This window comes from Actinoplanes campanulatus, from assembly GCF_014647795.1.
Lineage (GTDB): Bacteria > Actinomycetota > Actinomycetes > Mycobacteriales > Micromonosporaceae > Actinoplanes > Actinoplanes campanulatus.
The window spans coordinates 18,488-33,758 of record NZ_BMPW01000017.1; the positions used below are offsets into that span (position 1 = coordinate 18,488).

Genomic DNA, 15,271 nt, shown 5'->3' on the forward strand with positions numbered 1-15,271 from the left:
TGGTTCTCCGGTACGATACGGAGAGGTTCTCCGGATGGGAAGAGTGGGATGAGAAGCGACGCACGGCAGAATCGCGACCGGGTGCTGGCCGCGGCGCGGGAGGAGTTCACCGCGCACGGTGCGGCCGCCTCGCTCAACAAGATCGCGCAGCGGGCCGGGGTCGGGCCGGGCACCCTCTACCGGCACTTCCCGTCGGCGCAGGCGCTGCTCGTCGCGATCATCACGACGGACGTGGCGGCGCTCGTCGATCACGGGCGTGAGCTGCTCGGCCATCCGTCGCCGGGCGAGGCCCTGCGGATCTGGCTGCGGGCCGTGGCGGTGCACGCGACCGCGATGCGCGGGCTGGTGGCGACCGAGTTGCTGGGTGCGGACCCGGCGCTGGCCGAGTGCCATGACCGGATCCGGGCCGTCGCCGGGAATCTGTCGCAGCGTGCGGGGGTCCGTGACGATGTGGACGATCTGTTGACGGTCGTCAACGCGGTGGCCTGGGCGAGCGAGCGGCATCCCGGGGATCAGGGGCGCCTCGACCGGCTGCTGACCCTCGTCACCCGGGGACTGCCATGATCCGATAGCGTGCCGACTCGTGAACCCCCTGCTGCGAAGGTTCGTCGATCTCCTCGAGGACGGGCTGGCGCCCGACGGTTTCGTGCGCCGCGGGCCGGTCTACCGGCATCTCGACGCCGACGGGAACGGCATCGTCCTCGACATCCAACGGACCACCGCGATGTACGGGGAGGTCGAGTTCTTCGTCAACGCCGGGGTGCTGCTCGGCCCGTACGTTCGGTATTTCCTGGATGACGAGGATCCGCGCCTGGACGTCATGCCGCGTCACGGTGTCTGGGAGCACCGCCTGGTGGCGGAGGACGGTGACCACCGGTTCTCGCTGGCCGATGAGGCCGGCGCCGACCGTGCCGCCGAGGTCGTGCTGACCTGGACGAGGGCGAACCTGCCCCGGCTGAAGGGCTGGCTCGGCGACTACGACGCCATGCTCGCCGCCGTTGCCGAGGACGGGGAACGGGCCAGGCAGGCCCGCGCCGAGCAGCTCGCCTCCGGGGAGTGGAAGGCCGGTCGCTGGCCCGACGGGACGTGGCGCGAGAAGGTCATCCGGCTGTACCGGGATGCCGAGCGCGGCGACGTCGGCGCGGTCAGCGCGTTGATCGGGACAGGGAAGGCCGTCGACCCGGACTCGGTCCACGCGGCCGCGCTGGCCTACGCCGAACAGCGCCGCACCGAACGGAAGGGCTGACCGACATGGGGTACTCGGGTCTGGTCGTCGTCGCGCGTACCGGTGACACCCGCCTCGACGATCTGGCGTGCATCGAGGATCTGCTCGTCGTCGCGCGCGGTGAACTGCGGGTGGGTGGCTGGCGGATCGGCTTTCTCGGGCAGAACGACGACACGTCACCCGGGCGGCTCGCGGCGGATCTGGCGCTGGAGACGGCGGCGCCCGCCATCGCGATGTGGGTGGTGGACAGCGACTGCGCCTTCGCGGTGGCGGAGCATCCCTCCGGGGAGCGGGTCGAGTTCTACCTCAACGAGGAGATCGTCAAGGAGCTGGCGGGGGACGACTTCGAGCCGCTCAACAGCGAGGCCGTCGCCGGGTTGATCCGCTGGGCCGGCGGCGGCGACCGCGATCGGCTGGCGGCCGCCCTGGAGGAGAGTCCCGGCCCGTTCGGCGACGGCATCTACGCGTTCGCCGAGGCGCTGGGGATCGGGCCGTTGCCGCCGGCGTGACGCCGGGTGAGTCCGCTGCCCCCAGTTTGAGCCGGGGGGCATCTGCCTCCAGCTTGAGCCGGGGGGCCCGCTGCCCCCAGCTTGAGCCGGGGGCAGCGGTCACCTCAGAGGACTGTGCAGGCGGTGCCGTTGAGGGTGAAGGCGGCCGGGACCGGGTTGGTGCCGGTCCAGCTGCCGAGGAACCCGAACGTGGTGGAGCCGCCGGCCGGGACGTTGCCGTTCCAGGACGCGTTCGTGACCGTGACCGAGGTGCCGGTCTGGACGGGCGAGCCGCCCCACAGCTGGGTGACTTTCTGGCCGCCGGTGAACTGCCAGTGCAGGTTCCAGCCGGTCAGTGCGGCCGGGCCGGTGTTGCCGATCTTGACCTCGCCCTGGAAGCCGCCGGGCCAGCTACCGGTGACCCGGTAGGTGACGGCACACGACGACGTGCCGGTCGACGGGCTGACGCTGGCGGAGGGACTGACGCTGACGGACGGGCTTACGCTGGCTGAAACGCTGGCCGACGGGCTGACGCTCGTCGAGACGCTGGCCGACGGCGATGTCTCGATCTTGCTGGGGTCGACCACACCCCAGTACGCCTGCTTGGCCTGCAGCCGTGTGTCGAACAGCAGCGGCGCGTCCTTGCGGGTCACCGGGAACGTGTCCAGCCACGTGTTGTCGTCGGCCAGGCCCCACAGCGTCACCGAGGTGATCTCACCCGGGTACTTGCGGAACAGGGCGAACATGTCGCGGTAGACGTATGCCTGCTTGAGAAGACGGTCCGCGGGCGGGGTCGTGAAGTTCTCACTGTTGCTCGTGTAGATGCTGACGTCCATCTCGGTGATCTGTTGATCAATGTTGAGTGGAATGAATTTCGTCAACATTGATTCAGTATCGGCGATGGTCGGCCAGTTCACGTTGATGTGCATCTGGTGGCCGACGCAGTCGATCGGTACACCCTCGGCCTTGAGTGTGCTGACCAGGTTGAACAGGTGATCACGCTTGGCCGCCACGTTGGTGTTGTAGTCGTTGATGCACAGCTTGGCGTGCGGCGCCACCTCACGTGCCACCCGGAACGCCGTCCGGATGTAGTCGAGACCGGTCACGTTGTACCAGCTGCTGCGCCGGTTGCCGTCCGACTGGCTCTCGTCGATGACCTCGTTGACCACGTCCCACACGCCGATGTCGGTGCCGTAGTGGGCGGCCACGTTGCGGATGTGGTTCTCCAGCCGGGCGAGCAGCAGTCCCTTGTCCTCGGCGGTGGCGGTCATCGGCTGACCGTCGGCGCCGGTGAACACCCAGGCCGGCGTCTGGTTGTGCCAGACCAGGGTGTGGCCGCGGACGGCCAGGTTGTTCGCCTTCGCGTACGCCATCAGCGGGTCCGCCTGGGCGTACGTGAAATTGTTCTCGGACGGCTCGGTGGCGTCCCACTTGAGCGCGTTGCCCGGGGTGACGCTGTCGAAGTGCTTGTTGAGCAGCTGACCGTGCTCGGTCACGATCTCCGCGCCGGTGATCGCCGCACCGACCGGGAACTCGGTGACCACGTCCTTCACCGACGGGATCCCGGTCTGGATCGGCAGCGCCGGCACATAGCTGGCGGTCACGTCGTCAATGTGGAACGAGCCGGTCGTCGACGAGGTCTCCACATAGACGCGCAGGAACTCGACGTCGGAGGCGAGCGTGTACCGGCCGGTCAGGTTCACCCAGGATCCGCTGGTCACCGCGGTGTTCCCGACGACCTGGTCGTAGGCGGCGACGCCACCGGTGCGGCGCTCCACACTCAGGCGGGCGTTGTCCGAGCCGCTGGCCATCCGGACCCACACCGAGATCGTGTAGGCGGTGCCCTTCTCGAAGGTGTCCAGCACGTCGAGCGACGGCCCCTGCCAGGCCGCGGTCCGCCCGGAGACGAGCAGGCTGCCGGTGCCGCCGTGCGCCTGGGCGGTGCTGTGCGCGACGGTCTCGGCCGACCGCCCGGACCAGCCCTGGACGGTGCCGTCCTCGAAGTCGCTGGTCAAGACGGTGATGGGGGTGGGGTCGTCGGCCGCATGGGCGGCCACGGTGACGGTTACGGCGGCCGCCGGGATCGCCACCAGGAGGGCGGCTATGGCCAGCCGGGGGAGAGCGCGCATGCGCGGCTCCTTCGGGGGGTCGTGACGGGGATAGAGCGACATCGTTGCATGGGAGCGCTCCCATTACAACGGCGTTAAATCTCTCATCGGTACGCCGTTCGCCGCCGTTGCGCGCGGTCGGGCGGAAACGACGTTATCGGGCGGTACGGCACCTCGGGGCCAGCGGCCCCGAACTCGGAAAAGTGCCGATTTGCCGGTGATTAGGCTGCTCGACATGCTGGTGCGACGTACTGCGGCGGCCTTCGGCGCGGCGGTCATTGTCGAGCGGTCCGCTGTGGCGGCTCAGGCCGAGCCGTCCGAGCAGGACACCGCACTTCTTGTGGGCCGCGCGGCGGCTGGTTGACGACATGCTTTCTTACTAGAGTCCTAGGAAGCCCTGGCAGTGGTGCGATGGGTCGCATCATGGTCAGGGCTTCATCGACAGGGGAGGAGACGCGGTGATCCGCCAGTTCGAGTGGCGTGACTACGACGCAGTGACCCGCGTGTGGGAGGCCGCCGGCCGCGAGGTCGTCCCGCGTGGCGAGCTCGAGGCGAAACTGGCCCGCGACCCCGAGCTCTTTCTCGTCGCCGAGACCGGCCGCCGGATCGCCGGGGTCGTGATGGGCGCCTACGACGGCCGCCGGGGCTGGATTCTGCGTCTCGCCGTCCACCCCGATCACCGTCGCCAGGGCATCGCCACCCGCCTCGTCGAGGCGCTGGAGGCCCGGTTCGTGCGTCTCGGCTGCCCGCGGGTCAACCTGCTGGTGCTGCCCGACAACGAGTCCGGGCTGCGATTCTGGCAGGAGCTCGGCTACCTGCCGTGCCCCGACGTGCTGTGCACGAAGCCGATGCAGGGCGGCGCCGTCAGCGCGGGCTGAGGCGATTCAGCGGACAGCCCCGCGCCGGACCTCGCCTCCGGCGTCACCGCGCCGGTGTTCCGGGCAGTGCTCGCCGTCAGTGGGGGCTGAGGCCGCTCAGCAGCGCGGACAGCCCCGCGCCGAACTCCGCCTCCGGCGTCACGGCGCCCGCGTCCCGGGCGGTGCTCGCCATCAGCGGGAAGTCGCTCTGCGCGGCGATCACCTTGGTGCCGGCCCCGGCCAGCGGGCCGAGATGCTGCAACTGGAGCACGCCGACCATGTAGCCGGTGATCGCCCGTAGCGCGGTGACCCGGGCCGGGCCGTCGTAGCCCGCCGCGGTGAGGATCCCGAGCACGGTCTCCGACCAGCGCAGCAGACGCGGTGACCGGTGCCGGTGGGTCATCAGCAGCGGTACCACAGCCGGGTGTGCGCTGACCGCCACGCGTACCCGTTCGGCGAGTGTGCCGATCTCGCCGCGCCACGGCGTGTCACCGCCGTCCGGGGTGGTGTCCACGTCGGCCAGTACCAGTTCGACGACCAGTGCTTCCAGCTGTTCGCGACCGTCGACGTACCGGTAGAGGCCCATCGTGCTGGTGCCCAGCTCGGCGGCGACCGCGCGCATGGTGAGCGCGTCGAGCTTCTCGCGGTCGATGACGGCGAGCGCGGCGGCGGCCACCTGGGCGGTGGTGAGGGAGCGCGGTCTCGGCATGGCGCGCATAGCGTACCGTCTGATTTTAAGCGTACGATGTACGCCTACGATGTCAGGAGGCCTCATGCTGTCGCTCACCGCCGTCCAGGACGGCACGCCCGTCCCCGTACCGGATCCGGTCCGCATGGTCCATCTGCAACTACGCCGCTTCGCCGGCTGCCCGATCTGCCACCTGCACCTGCGCTCGTTCGTCCGCCGCCACGCCGAACTCGAGTCGGCCGGCATCCTCGAGGTGGTCGTCTTCCACTCCACCACCGACGAACTGCGCCCCCACGTCACCGACCTGCCGTTCCCCGCGATCGCCGACCCGCAGCGCCGCCTCTACCGCCGGTTCGGCGCCGAACCGTCCGCCCGCGCCCTGCTCAACCCGCGCGTCTACCCCTCGGTGATCCGCGCCGTGACGGTCGGCACCGTCGAATTCCTGCGCGGCCGGGCGAAACTGCCGTCACGCACGCCGACCGGCGGCCGCCTCGGCCTGCCCGCCGACGTGCTGTTCGCCCCCGGCGGCGATGTGGTGGCCCGCAAGGCCGGCACGCACGCCGACGACCAGTGGTCGGTCGACGAGGTCCTGGAGCTGGCCCGGTGACCACGATGACGAACGCCGACCAGTACGAGGTGATCGGCGGCGGCTTCACCGAGCCGCTCCTGGCCGCCGCCGCCATCACCACGGGCGACCGGATCCTCGACATCGGCTGCGGCTACGGCGCGACCACCCGGGCCGCCGCCCTCCGATCCGGGTCCGGACTCGCGCTGGGCAACGACGTCAACCCCGCGATGGTCGCCGCCGCCCGCGAGTCCAGCGCCGGCATCCCGAACGTCACCTTCGAGGCCGGCGACGCGCAGATCCACCCGTTCCCGGACGGCGGCTTCGACGTGGCGGTCAGCCGCTTCGGGGTGATGTTCTTCGCCGACCCGGTGGCGGCCTTCGCCAACATCGGCCGGGCGTTGCGGCCCGGCGGCCGCCTCGCGATCGCCGCGGTCGGCCGGCCCGAGGACAACGACCTGCCCGCCCTGCTGGCCTCCGCGATCCCCGGCGCGGACAACGTGCACGCCCTCTCCGACCCGGCGTATCTCACCGCGGTCCTCGACGATGCCGGCTTCACGGAGATCACCGTGAGCCCGGTCGCCACGACGATCACCCTGGCCGGCGGCCCGGAGCAGGCGGCCGGGTTCCTCAGCGAATGGGGAGCCTTCCGCGACTTCCTGGCCCCCGAACGCCACGCCACCGTCATAGCCGCACTGGCCCGAGCCGCGCAGCCGTTCCGCACCGGCCGGGGGATCCGGTTGCGCAGCTCAGCATGGCTCGCCGGCGCGACCCGACCGCCCAGCCATCATCCTAGGATGCCGTAGGAGATGTGCGGCAAGCCGCACCACCAAACCCCGAAGGACGGCTTCGCCGACGACCCGAGGGTTACGGGGCCGGTGAGGGAGGGCGGATCTGCGGGGACGGCCAGGCCGCGGCGACGGCTGCCGGAGTCAGGCCGGTGAACTCTCGGGCGTCGCGGTGCAGGTGGGACTGGTCGGCGTAGCCGGCCGCGGTGGCCACGCCGGCGATGGGCTGCCCGGCGGCGAGCAGATGGGTGGCATGGTCGAAGCGGGCCAGGCGGGCAGCTCGTTTCGGGACGACGCCCAGCTGGGAGCGGAACCGGGACCACAGCCGCTGGCGGCTCCATCCGACCTCGCCGGCCAGGTCGTCGACGCGGGCTCGGCCCCGGCTGGTGCCGGATGCGGCGCCAGGCGTACGTCACCTCCGGATCGACGGGCCGTCCATCGTCGAGCATCCGGCCGAGCAGACCGATGGCGATCGCGAAGCGTTGCTGCCACGCCGGAGCCGTGCGCAGGCGTTCCTCGGTCTCGCCGGTCCAGACGTCGTGAAAGGCGGCCGCCGTGCCGGTGAGGTCGGCGAAGGAGCCGGGAAGGGCGGCCGCGACGGTCGGTTCGAGCCGGATCTGCAGGAGTTCGCCGTCCGAGCCGGCGGTCCGGGCGGCGCCGGGCAGGAGGCCGATGACGACGCTTCCCGACATGCGGCAGCCGGCTCCGGCGGGAGGTGGGAACGCAGGAGCGACACCCGGGTTCTGGTCTTCGGTCCTCCCGGCAGGCGCGGATGCGGCATGCGGGGTCAGGTCAGTGGTGAATCGGCCCGGTCCGAGGTTGAGCAGCAGGGTGACGGCAGGGTGGGCGACCATGGCGATGTCCACGACGGCCGGACCGCGGTGGGTGAACCCGGCCATGCGGACGCCGGGCAACGGGATCGGGGCGCGCGGGACGGCGATGTCGACACCGGTCCAGTCGAAGGCGGCCACGAGCAACGACCAGGCGGCGGTGAAGGAGAGCAGGAGTTTCGTGGTCTCGTTCGGGGCTTCGAGCATGGGCACGTGCCCGACGCCCGGTAGCAGTTCGACGCGGGCGCCGGGGATTCGGGCGTAGTCGTGGACCGAGTCGGGATGCCAGCGCGGGTCAGCGGCGCCGCAGACGGCCAGCACCGGCAGGCCCAGCGTGGTTCCTGGTCGGGTTCGGCGCGTTGCCCACCGGCCGGATCGCTGCGGCGGTGGAGGCGCTGGCGTCAGTGCTGTGATCGGTCAGGCCGACTCCGGCGACCCAGTGGCCGGCACGGGCTGATTGACAGGTCGCCCCTCGCCGAAGTCGTGGTGCAACCATGTGGTTCGGCCTTTCACCTCGGGAGTGAGGAGGGGACCGTCGAGCAGGTGGCGGTGGCGTGCGGGCCGTGTGCGGTGTTCTCGGCGAGCACGACGTTGCCGCCGATGGTGACCCGGCAGCCGATCGTGGTGTTCGCGCCGCTACCGGTGGCGCGGGCGGTGAGGGTGACCATCATGGGCGGTTCCACCAGCGATCGGGTGGTGGCGGCACGCCAGGGAACGGCCGCGTGCAGCTGGGTGGGGGACTGGCCGTACTCGTACGCGTAGGTGATGTCGGCCTTGCCGTCGCCGGTCACTTCGAGCGCCACCTCGACCGGCATCTCAAGCAGGGGCACCCGGTCGCCCGTCGACGGGGTGGGCGCGGCGGCGGGCGGTGGTGCCTGTTCGGACGATCCGCCGAAGCCACAGGCCACGGCGCCGCAGGCGAGGGCGGCGAGAGTGATGACGGTGATTCCGTTGCGGCGCACGGCGGTGATCATATGGAGTCGGCCAGGCGGCGGCACTCCCGCTGGTCGTAGGGCAGGCCGACGTTGCGGAAGACGAGAGAGCAGCTGCCGTCCCGGGGTCTCCAGAGCCGATCGTTGGCGGCCAGCGCCCTGAGGAAGGCTCGCTGTGCCGGGGTGAGTTGGCGGCCCTCCACATACGGCTCGGGGAAGGCGTAACCGAGCAGGATGCCCCAGGTATCGCCGAAGCCGGTCCCATTGTCGTCGACGGCGATCGCGCAGGCGGCCTCGGTGATCTCGTCGAAGTCGGCGGTGCGGCGGACGGCCACTTCGATGAGTTCGGATCGGGAGATGCCGGTGGGCAGTGGCCCGGCGAGCGCGCCAAGAATGAGGGCCCGGCCGTGGGGCTCGTCCTGATGGATGAGGGCGGCCCGGAGGCGGACGGCGGGGTCGGGGTGGGTGAGCCGGTCGCGGACGTCGGCGCCGACCATGCCGAGGCAGTAGAGCCACTGTTCCGGGGTGCCGTCGCCGTCGACTGCCCAGCCGTCGAGGCGGGCAGCCACGTCGCCGCGCTGGTCGGCGAGCTGCGGCAGTTGGGCGATCCTGGAGAGGGCGAAAGCGCGCAGCACGGTCGGACCGGCCTCGGTGAGAGCGAGTACGACCGGGTAGGCCTCGGCCGCCACCTCACCGTCGGCGGCCCGGTAGTCGTGGCCGTCGAGCCAGGTGACGCTGAATGCGGCGTCGCCTCATCGGTATGGTCGACTCACCCCATGTGATCTTCATCGGCCGGGGCGCCGCCCTGGTCGCTGAACCTGAGGGTGGCGAGGAGTCCGGCGAGGTCGCCTGGATCCCGCTGAACGCTGTCCGCGACTTGATTGCGAAGGGCGAGGTCCTCAGCTCCGGAACACTGCTGGCGCTGCTCCACATCCTGGCTTTCGGCGTCGAGCCGGAACAGCCACGGGGTAGCCCAGACGCCTGCAGTTCAAGTTGGGCAGGCGAGCCGACTTGGTCCGCCCACTGCACGGTCACGGTCACAATGACGGTCAAATGATCAACGGGCTGGTCGCGAACTTCCGCGATCAGCCCGTGTTTGTGGGTGAGTCTGTGGGGATCTGAACCCCGGATCCACGTCGCCATCGCGTGGTCACCGGCATCGCAGCGAACGCCGGGTCCTGCCATGGGCTACCGCTGGTGGTTGTTGACCAGGACGCGGGCCAGGAGAACGGTGATCAGGCCGGCGGCGACGACGGTGAGCAGGCCGACGCGGAGGCCGGCCTGGTCGGCGAGGTAGCCGACGACGAGTGGGGAGAGCAGGAAGCCGCCGCGCAGCATCCAGCTGACGATCATGAGGCCGGTGCCGGGGGCGAGGCCGGGGAGTTCGTCGGCGGTGTGCATGGCGGCCGGGACCAGGGTGGCGACGCCGAGTCCGGCCAGGGCGAAGCCGATGAGCGCGACCGGGACGGATGCGACGGTGAGGGCGGCGCCCATGCCGATCGCGGCGAGGGCGGCGCCGGCGCGGACGACGGTGCGCTGGCCGAAGCGGTCGACGACGCGGTCGCCGGTGAGGCGGCCGATGGTCATGGCGGTTTGCAGGGCGACGACGGCGAGTCCGGCGGTGGCGGCGCCGGCGTGCAGGTCGGTGAGGTAGATGGCGCCCCAGGAGGCGCCGGCGTCCTCGACCAGGGCGCCGCAGGCGGCGAGAATGCCCAGAACGGCGAGCAGGGGTACGGCGCGGGAGGCGACCGGGGCGCCCTTCTCAACCTCGCGTTCGGTGTCGTCGGGGCCGGGCAGCGTGTAGCGGTATGCGATCAGGGCGACCGTGCTGAACAGTGCCGCGGAGATGGCCAGATGCAGGCCGAGGGGCAGGTTCAGGCCGGCGGCGGCGGAGCCCATCAGGCCGCCGAGGACGGCGCCGACGCTCCAGACGCCGTGCAGGGAGTTGACGATGGAGCGGCCGTAGAGGCGCTGGACGCGCAGGCCGTGGGAGTTCTGGGCGACGTCGACGATGGAGTCGAGGGCGCCGACGACGAACAGGACGGCGGCGAGCGTGTAGACGTTGGGCGCTACGGCTGCGCCGAGGGTGGCGATGGTGGTGAGCAGGATGCCGAAGGCGCCGACGCGGGCGGATCCGAAGCGGCGGATGGCGGTGGCGGCGAGCAGGCCGGCGAGCAGGGCGCCGATCGGGAAGGCGGCGATGGCCGTGCCGAGGGCGACGTTGGTGAGGCCGAGGTCGGCTTTGATCTGCGGGTAGCGGGGGACGACGTTGAAGAAGATCGCGCCGTTGGTGAGGAAGAGGGCGGCGACGGCGGCGCGGGCGTGGCGGGCCTGCCGGGTGGGCGCGGCCGTGGTGACGGTGGTCAAGGTGATCTCCGGGGATGGCCGTGGACGGTCCGCCGGTGCGCGCAGCACAAGGCCGCGCTCACGGCGTACCGGTGAAGGGGTTCGGGATGCGCGCTCAGCGCAGGTAGCGCTCGATGGCGTGGCGGATCTGGGCCGGGCTCATCGGGTCGGTGGAGAGCGCGCTGTGCAGGGTGAGGCCTTCGATGAGGGCGTCGACCTCGCGGGCGGTGGTCGGGTCGAAATGGCGCTCCAGGGCGTCGCGGCTGCGCTGCATCCACGCCTGCGTGACGGCCTTGAGGCGCGGGTTGCGGGCCGCGGCGACGTAGAGCTCGACGGTGAGCACCAGGTCGTGGCCGGGGCTGAGCAGGTCGCCGGCGACCAGGGTGACGACGGCTTCGACGGCTTCGTCGCGGGTGCGGGCGGCGGCGAGGCGCTCGTCGAAGACGCGGGCGATCCCGTCGGCGTGGCGGGTGAACGCCTCGGCGAGGATCTCGTCGAGGCTCGCGAAGTGGTAGGTCATCGAGCCGAGCGGCACGTCGGCGGCGCGGGCGATCTCCCGGTGGCTGGCGCCTGCCACGCCACGTTGCGCGATCACCTGCAACGCGGCGCCGATGAGGCGGTCGCGCCGGTGCGGGTCATGCCGCCGGGTCCGCCGGGCGGTCGCGGTGGGCGCGGGGTCGCTCATGGTCAGGAGATGGTACGGACGACGCGCGCCGGATTGCCGACGGCCACCACGTTCGGGGGCAGATCCCGGGTCACCACCGAGCCGGCGCCGACGACCGTGTTGTCGCCGATGGTGACGCCGGGCAGGACGATGGCGCCGCTGCCGAGCCACACGTTGTCGCCGATCACGATGGGTTCGGCGGCCTCCCACTTGTCGCGGCGCGGCTGCGGGTCGACCGGGTGGGTCGGGGTGAGCAGTTGCACGTTGGTGCCGATCTGCACGTCCTCGCCGATGGTGATCGGGGCGACGTCGAGGGCGATCAGGCCGTAGTTGGCGAAGGTGCGGGCGCCGATGCGGATGTGGCTGCCGTAGTCGACCCGCAACGGTGGCCGGATGTCGACGCCGTCGCCGATCTCGCCGAGCAGTTCTTCGAGGATGCGGCGGCGCTCGGCCGGGTTGCGGGCGGAGGTGGCGTTGTAGGCGCCGGTGAGGTCCATGGCGCGCAGACTGGCCTCGGCCAGCTCGGGGTCGTCGGCGATGTAGAGGTCGCCGGCGAGCATCCGGTCGCGCATGCTGCGGCTGTCGGTGGTCATGCGTACGAGCGTACACATCATGCGTACAGTCGTACATAGTGAATGATGCAGAATGCTCGGGTGACCTTGCACGAGGGTGAGCTTGCTGTCGACGAGTCCGTGGTCCGGGCGCTCCTGGACGACCAGTGCCCCGAGTGGGCCGGGTTGTCCCTGGCCAGGGCCGGTGCCGGGACCGAGAACACGATGTACCGGCTGGGCGATGAGCTGCTGGTGCGGCTGCCGCGGACCCCGGACCGGGCCGCGCCGCTGCGCAAGGAACGCGAGTGGCTGCCCCGGATGGCGCCGCTGCTGCCGTGTGCGATTCCCGCACCGGTGCATGCGGGAGCTCCCGCGCCGGTGTATCCGTCGGAGTGGGCGGTGTACCGGTGGATCGACGGGGTGGAGGCGTCACCGGAGAGTGTGCGGGACTGGGCGGCGTTCGGGGCGGACCTGGCCGGATTCGTGCGGGCGCTGCACGGCATCGACCTGATGGGCGCGAGGCGGGCCGGGGAGCTGAGCTGGTATCGCGGTGGCGGTCTGCGCGACTGCGACGGCTGGGTGACCTCGGCGCTGGCGGACTGCCGCAGACTCGCCGGGGCGGAACTCGACGTGGACACCCTGGAGTCGTACTGGTGCGACGGGCTGGCGCTGCCCGGCTCACCGGCCGGGCAGGTGTGGATGCACGCCGACCTCAAACCCACGAACCTGCTGGTGGGGGCGGACGGGCGGCTGCGGGCGGTGATCGACTGGGGCAGTCTCACGGTGGGACTGCCGGACGCCGAGCACTCCACGGTGTGGGATCTGCCGGCGGGTGCGCGTCACGCGTACCGGGAAGGTCTTGAACTGGATGACGCGACCTGGATGCGCGCCCGTGCCTGGGCCGTCGCGGTGGCCGCGAGCGGGGTCGCCTACTACTGGGACACGTTCCCGGAGTTCGTGGCCGAGTGCCGGGCCCGCCTCGCGAACATCCTTTCTGCCTAGAATCCTAGGATGACTTAGCGGCAGTGCGGCAAGCCGCACCCAATCCAAAACCCGAAGGACGGCTTCGCCGACAACACCTAAAGAGCAATCGGCCGGTACGAGAGGATGAAGTCGACCAGCTCGGTGACGCTCGCGTCGTTGAGGTGCTCCGGCGGGTGGTGGAAGACGGAGACGGCGGCCGGGCGGACCGTGTTCGTCTCGAACAGGTGCACGTAGAAGTCGGTGTCCGGGTCGACCGCGACGATCCGTTCGGCGATCTCCACCAGCTCGTCGCGGGTGATGTCCGGGACCTTCGGGAACGAGGGCCAGGCCGCCTCGTACGCGAACTCCTCCAGCGATTGCGAGGAGTGGTAGCTGAGGAAGTCGTGCTCGTCGTAGTCGTTGTCCGTGTCGGCGTTGAACGCCTCGATCAGGGCGGTCGCGTCCTCGCCGCGCTCGAGGCGGTCCTCGATGGCGGTGATGGCGGCGGCGAGTTCGGCGAGGCGTGCGGCCGGGATGCTCGGCGGCAGGAGTTCGGGGCGCAGTTGCACGGCCGCATTTCATCACGGGCGTCAGCGGGTCGGACGAGATCGCGGCGTACCGGGCCATCACGGGCGTCAGCGGGTCAGGCCAGGTCGCGGCGGACCCGGGCCATCGCGGTGGCGAGATGTGGGGCGACCGTGTCGATCGCGGCCAGGTCGGTGCGCTGATTCAGCAGGTGGGCCCAGAGCACGGCACGGCCCGCCTCGTTGACCTCGACCGCCTCGCCGCTGTGGTGGCCGGCGGCGAGGACGGCCGCGGTGGCGTCGCTGCTGACGTCGGCGACCTGGGCGAGCCGGAATTCCTGGTCGGACCGTGGGACGCCGGGCCAGGCGACGACCGGCAGCAGGTCCACGGCGTGCCGGGCGGCGTGATCGGCGCCCGCGGTGTCGCCGGCTGTCGTGCGCGCGGCGATCAGTGCGTGTGCCGCCTGGATTCGGACGGCGGGTGCGGCGATCGGATGGTTCGCGGCGTCCGCGAGGAGCGTGCCGGCCCGGTCGAGGTCGGTGTGGTCGTGGTGGGTGGGCCAGCGGGCGAGTCGTGCGGCGGCGGCGGAGAGTGAGTGTTCGGCGTGGTCGGGATGTTCGGGTGGGGTCGTGGCGACGGCCTCCTCGGCCGAGGTGATCGCGGTGCGCAGATTCTCCGCGGTTCCCTGGATCTCGTGAACGGCGAGGTGGGCGCGGGCGAGTGCGGTCAGGGCTCCGGGGCGGTGGGCGCTGCCGCGGGCTTGCTCGGCGGCCGCTTCGAGTTCCGGGAGCATGCGGGTGATCAGGGCGAGCGCGTCGGGCTGCTTGCCTCTGGCGGTTTCGAGGATCTGTGCCCAGTTCGCGATGACGACCGGGCGGATGGCGGGGGCGGTGTCGAGGAGGTCGAGGAGTCGTTCGTAGTGGGCGGCCGCGCGTTCGCGGGTCTGTGGGTCGCGGGTGCGCTGGTGGTGTTCGACTTCGACGGCGGCGAGGTGTGCCAGGTAGCCGCTGTACTCCGGGTGGTCCGGCCGGGTTTGGTCGACGACGTCGGTGGCGAGGTGCAGAGCCTCGTCGAGGTCGGTGCGGGCGCTGAGGTCGCGGTGGCGGAGCATGAGGATCGAGCTGAGCATGTAGGCGGTTTTCGGGCGGACGGCTTCGGGTGCGTCCTGGTGGGCGCTGCGGGCGAGGGCGATCGCTTCGTCGAGGTTGTCGCGGTCGCGGGTGATGTCGTAGCGCAGCCGTAGTGTGAAGGCCAGGTTGTTTCGGAGTGCGGGGAGCATGCCGGGTTCGGTGGCGTGGGCCAGGTCGGCGGCGGCGCGCAGGTGGTCCAGGGTGGCGTCCAGGTCGGCCGGGTCCTCGGTGTACTGGAATCGGGCGTTGTGGACGCCGGCCAGGCTGGTGTGGAAGGCGAGTGGCAGTTGTGCCGCCGGTCCGGCCTGGTCGAGTTGTTGCCGGCCGAGTGTGATCGCGTCGTCGAGGTGGGTGCGGTCGGCGCTGGTGAGGAAGAGGGCGCGGAGGCAGGCCATCAGGTTCGCGGTCACCGGTAGGCGCTGGGGGTGCTCGGTGGGCAGTGTTGCGAGTGCGTGCCGGTAGTGGTGTGCGGCTTTGGGGAGTTGGCGGGCGTCCGCGCCGCCGGAGGCGACGTAGGCCTGGAAGATGCGTTCCGCGTCGTTCAGGGGGTCGTCGTCGCCGGGCATCTGGTCCCGCCCTTCGGATCGGGGAAACAGCCGGAGGGTAACCGT

Annotated in this window: 19 protein-coding genes; 9 read left to right on the plus strand and 10 right to left on the minus strand. The window is 71.1% G+C overall.

Annotated elements, in window-relative coordinates; genetic code table 11:
• Nucleotides 1-48: 48 nt before the first annotated feature.
• From IEZ13_RS29175 to IEZ13_RS29185, 3 genes are read left to right on the plus strand one after another with little or no spacing between them, the layout of a single operon-like run.
• Nucleotides 49-564, plus strand: coding sequence for a TetR/AcrR family transcriptional regulator (locus IEZ13_RS29175; RefSeq protein ID WP_183224485.1), 516 nt, complete (start codon nt 49-51; stop codon nt 562-564).
• Between the two features lie 19 nt (nt 565-583).
• Entirely contained in the window at nt 584-1,246 is a 663-nt protein-coding gene (locus tag IEZ13_RS29180; RefSeq protein ID WP_183224487.1) for a hypothetical protein, read from the plus strand.
• 5 nt (nt 1,247-1,251) lie between these two features.
• Nucleotides 1,252-1,734 (plus strand): hypothetical protein, encoded by a 483-nt coding sequence (locus tag IEZ13_RS29185; protein WP_183224489.1) that lies wholly within the window; start codon nt 1,252-1,254, stop codon nt 1,732-1,734.
• A 104-nt stretch (nt 1,735-1,838) separates the two neighbouring features.
• Here the strand turns inward: IEZ13_RS29185 and IEZ13_RS29190 are convergent, their stop codons facing one another.
• On the minus strand, nt 1,839-3,842 hold the full coding sequence (locus IEZ13_RS29190; protein ID WP_183224491.1) for an endo-1,4-beta-xylanase: 2,004 nt from the start codon (nt 3,840-3,842) through the stop codon (nt 1,839-1,841).
• Nucleotides 3,843-4,056: 214 nt separating this feature from the next.
• Between IEZ13_RS29190 and IEZ13_RS47600 the strand changes: the two genes are divergently transcribed.
• Together IEZ13_RS47600 and IEZ13_RS29195 are read left to right on the plus strand one after the other, a co-directional pair.
• Nucleotides 4,057-4,185, plus strand: coding sequence for a hypothetical protein (locus IEZ13_RS47600; protein WP_260179455.1), 129 nt, complete (start codon nt 4,057-4,059; stop codon nt 4,183-4,185).
• A 94-nt stretch (nt 4,186-4,279) separates the two neighbouring features.
• Nucleotides 4,280-4,699 (plus strand): GNAT family N-acetyltransferase, encoded by a 420-nt coding sequence (locus IEZ13_RS29195; RefSeq protein WP_229795174.1) that lies wholly within the window; start codon nt 4,280-4,282, stop codon nt 4,697-4,699.
• 76 nt (nt 4,700-4,775) lie between these two features.
• On the opposite strand, the gene IEZ13_RS29200 is transcribed toward IEZ13_RS29195, so the two are convergent.
• A complete protein-coding gene (locus IEZ13_RS29200; RefSeq protein WP_183224492.1) occupies nt 4,776-5,387 on the minus strand; it encodes a TetR/AcrR family transcriptional regulator C-terminal domain-containing protein in 612 nt (203 codons plus the stop codon).
• 64 nt (nt 5,388-5,451) lie between these two features.
• Between IEZ13_RS29200 and IEZ13_RS29205 the strand changes: the two genes are divergently transcribed.
• Nucleotides 5,452-5,973, plus strand: coding sequence for an AhpC/TSA family protein (locus IEZ13_RS29205; protein ID WP_229795176.1), 522 nt, complete (start codon nt 5,452-5,454; stop codon nt 5,971-5,973).
• A gap of 5 nt (nt 5,974-5,978) precedes the next feature.
• A complete protein-coding gene (locus IEZ13_RS29210; RefSeq protein WP_229795220.1) occupies nt 5,979-6,737 on the plus strand; it encodes a class I SAM-dependent methyltransferase in 759 nt (252 codons plus the stop codon).
• Here the strand turns inward: IEZ13_RS29210 and IEZ13_RS48230 are convergent.
• From IEZ13_RS48230 to IEZ13_RS29225, 3 genes are all read right to left on the minus strand, one after another.
• Nucleotides 6,719-7,870, minus strand: a complete 1,152-nt coding sequence (locus IEZ13_RS48230; protein ID WP_423243954.1) for an alpha/beta fold hydrolase — start codon at nt 7,868-7,870, stop codon at nt 6,719-6,721. The genes IEZ13_RS29210 and IEZ13_RS48230 overlap by 19 nt on opposite strands.
• A 188-nt stretch (nt 7,871-8,058) precedes the next feature.
• Nucleotides 8,059-8,511, minus strand: a complete 453-nt coding sequence (locus IEZ13_RS29220; protein ID WP_183224498.1) for an MmpS family transport accessory protein — start codon at nt 8,509-8,511, stop codon at nt 8,059-8,061.
• Between the two features lie 8 nt (nt 8,512-8,519).
• Nucleotides 8,520-9,170 carry a hypothetical protein gene (locus tag IEZ13_RS29225; RefSeq protein WP_183224500.1) on the minus strand — a complete coding sequence of 217 codons (651 nt, stop codon included), beginning with the start codon at nt 9,168-9,170 and terminating at the stop codon, nt 8,520-8,522.
• A 71-nt stretch (nt 9,171-9,241) separates the two neighbouring features.
• Between IEZ13_RS29225 and IEZ13_RS29230 the strand changes: the two genes are divergently transcribed.
• Nucleotides 9,242-9,538: a hypothetical protein gene (locus IEZ13_RS29230; protein ID WP_189285760.1), complete on the plus strand. Its 297-nt coding sequence runs from the start codon at nt 9,242-9,244 to the stop codon at nt 9,536-9,538.
• Nucleotides 9,539-9,669: 131 nt separating this feature from the next.
• On the opposite strand, the gene IEZ13_RS29235 is transcribed toward IEZ13_RS29230, so the two are convergent.
• From IEZ13_RS29235 to IEZ13_RS29245, 3 genes are all read right to left on the minus strand, one after another.
• A complete protein-coding gene (locus IEZ13_RS29235; RefSeq protein ID WP_183224504.1) occupies nt 9,670-10,848 on the minus strand; it encodes an MFS transporter in 1,179 nt (392 codons plus the stop codon).
• A gap of 94 nt (nt 10,849-10,942) precedes the next feature.
• A complete protein-coding gene (locus IEZ13_RS29240) occupies nt 10,943-11,512 on the minus strand; it encodes a TetR/AcrR family transcriptional regulator (protein WP_183224506.1) in 570 nt (189 codons plus the stop codon).
• A gap of 2 nt (nt 11,513-11,514) precedes the next feature.
• Entirely contained in the window at nt 11,515-12,084 is a 570-nt protein-coding gene (locus tag IEZ13_RS29245; RefSeq protein WP_183224508.1) for a sugar O-acetyltransferase, read from the minus strand.
• A 60-nt stretch (nt 12,085-12,144) separates the two neighbouring features.
• Between IEZ13_RS29245 and IEZ13_RS29250 the strand changes: the two genes are divergently transcribed.
• Complete coding sequence (locus tag IEZ13_RS29250; protein ID WP_183224509.1) at nt 12,145-13,044, plus strand: aminoglycoside phosphotransferase family protein; 900 nt, start codon at nt 12,145-12,147, stop codon at nt 13,042-13,044.
• A gap of 77 nt (nt 13,045-13,121) precedes the next feature.
• On the opposite strand, the gene IEZ13_RS29255 is transcribed toward IEZ13_RS29250, so the two are convergent.
• The gene (locus tag IEZ13_RS29255; RefSeq protein ID WP_183224511.1) at nt 13,122-13,574 is read right to left on the minus strand and encodes a hypothetical protein; all 453 of its coding nucleotides are present in this window, start codon (nt 13,572-13,574) and stop codon (nt 13,122-13,124) included.
• Nucleotides 13,575-13,648: 74 nt separating this feature from the next.
• Complete coding sequence (locus tag IEZ13_RS29260; protein WP_183224513.1) at nt 13,649-15,226, minus strand: hypothetical protein; 1,578 nt, start codon at nt 15,224-15,226, stop codon at nt 13,649-13,651.
• Nucleotides 15,227-15,271 lie beyond the last annotated feature (45 nt).